Source organism: Calothrix rhizosoleniae SC01, from assembly GCF_900185595.1.
In the GTDB taxonomy this organism is placed as follows: domain Bacteria; phylum Cyanobacteriota; class Cyanobacteriia; order Cyanobacteriales; family Nostocaceae; genus Calothrix_A; species Calothrix_A rhizosoleniae.
In genome coordinates this window covers 1-1,259 of the sequence record NZ_FYBH01000463.1, presented here as the reverse complement: position 1 = coordinate 1,259, position 1,259 = coordinate 1, and the positions used below count along the sequence as shown (strand labels likewise).

Annotated in this window: 3 protein-coding genes; all 3 read left to right on the top strand. The window is 38.4% G+C overall.

Annotated features, from left to right (window positions below):
• The first annotated feature begins 162 nt into the window (after positions 1–162).
• The gene (locus CALSC_RS25495; RefSeq protein ID WP_235006960.1) at positions 163–378 is read left to right on the top strand and encodes a hypothetical protein; all 216 of its coding nucleotides are present in this window, start codon (positions 163–165) and stop codon (positions 376–378) included.
• A 107-nt stretch (positions 379–485) separates the two neighbouring features.
• A complete protein-coding gene (locus CALSC_RS25490) occupies positions 486–1,016 on the top strand; it encodes a hypothetical protein (RefSeq protein WP_088243968.1) in 531 nt (176 codons plus the stop codon).
• A gap of 12 nt (positions 1,017–1,028) precedes the next feature.
• Positions 1,029–1,259: arsenate reductase/protein-tyrosine-phosphatase family protein (locus CALSC_RS25485; RefSeq protein WP_456151092.1), on the top strand; the 231-nt coding region annotated here is incomplete at its 3' end.

Here is a 1,259-nt window from a genome sequence, read left to right as displayed (position 1 = left end):
AAAACGAGAAAAATAAATAGTAGGTATTGCTTTTTGTCATTGGGTTTTATTCCAAAATCCAAAATTATTATGACCAGAAGAACCAGGGGGAAACGGCATTCCCTCCAGCAAGACTGCACCTTTTCCTCTACTTCTTCTGATCAACAGGTGAATTAATTTCCCGTGGGGAATCTTGGTAAATTCTTGATTATTCTTTTTACCAATATTGATTTAGGGGCTAAAAAACGCCTAGGACGACCGCTAGACAAACAAGCTATCGCTTTTAAGGGGTATAAAGGAAAAGGACAGAAGGAAAGATTAAAAGCCGTTCCTAACTGGCAAGAAAGACTTAGAGAATATGTTGACAGATTGATATCTATACAAAATAATGAGTTTTGATGACATATGCCTAGATAATTCGTTTCAGTTACTAGCCCTTTTCTCCCACATTCCCCATTTACTCCTAGTTCTTGTTATAGTTTTGACAAAATGAACAGAAATTGTGGATGAATATCTCTAACAATAGCAGTATCCCTTTTGCTCGTTCCCTAGTTTATCCAACCTTTCAGGATAAACTGGTGGAATTGGTTCCCTATATGCCCAATGTGCTTGATATCGAAGTCAAATCACGGCAAGAAAAAGATGGAAAGATTTATTGCGTAAATGAATGGCATGGTGGTGGTGATATTCCTATGGCAGCAAGGGCTATAATCAGCGAAGAGATGCTTTCGTGGACAGAATATAATACTTGGAAGGTAGAAGACTTCACTCTGGAATGGTCAATAAAAACCCATGCTTTTACCGAAGCTGTAAGCTGTGGTGGGATTAATCGCTTCTTGGAGAAAAATGGTAATACTGTGATTGAAAGTCGTGGTGAATTAATTATTGATCCGAAAAAAATCAAGGGTGTACCGCAATTTATTAGTGGTCAAATTGCCCATGTGGTGGAAGAATTTCTCGGACAAAAAATTAAGCCGAATTTACTACAAATGAGTGAGGGAGTCCGTAAATATCTGGAGGAAAATCCTCGGAGTTAAAGCTTTGTAAAGATGAATAAAATCTTATTTCTTTGTACTGGTAACTATTACCGTAGCCGATTTGCGGAACATTTCTTTAATCACCTAGGTACAAAACAAGAACTCGATTGGCAAGCTGATTCCCGGAGTTTAGCATTAGAACGGGGGATAAACAACATTGGAGCAATTTCCCAGTATGCGGTGGCTGAACTGCAAGTTAGAGGTATTACTGTCCCTGATGATGAAAGATATCCTCAACACTGT

Excerpts from the sequence above, each read along its gene's own strand:
- CALSC_RS25490 (WP_088243968.1), top strand. The coding sequence starts at position 486 with ATGAATATCTCTAACAATAGCAGTATCCCTTTTGCTCGTTCCCTAGTT.